This is a genomic window from Flavobacterium psychroterrae (assembly GCF_018380615.1).
Classification (GTDB): Bacteria; Bacteroidota; Bacteroidia; order Flavobacteriales; family Flavobacteriaceae; genus Flavobacterium; species Flavobacterium psychroterrae.
Map to the genome: position 1 here is coordinate 1 of NZ_JAGYVZ010000095.1, position 285 is coordinate 285.

Consider the following 285-nt stretch of genomic DNA (forward strand, 5'->3'; position numbering starts at 1 on the left):
TCGACAATCTTTATTAATCAGCCGTTGTTTTAATGCTGATAAAAAAGGAGTGTTGAATTGGGGTGATAGTAGTCAGGCAAAGTATTTCCACTATTACGAGTATTCTCCCTCTTCGGGTTGGTCGTTGTTCTATGTCGGTTACTGGTACACGTCTACGTACTGCGGCTCCCGCCAAGCGTTCCTCGATCGCGAACACGCTCAATACGCTTGGGACACATTCAAAGAAATTTACATCAACCTAATTAAATAATACAATGGAATTAACGATAAACACAATTGAAAAAG

At 40.4% G+C, this 285-nt stretch carries 1 protein-coding gene; it reads left to right on the forward strand.

Annotated elements, in window-relative coordinates:
• Window positions 1-250: hypothetical protein (locus tag KHA90_RS25960; protein WP_213308302.1), on the forward strand; the 250-nt coding region annotated here is incomplete at its 5' end.
• Between the last annotated feature and the right edge of the window lie 35 nt (window positions 251-285).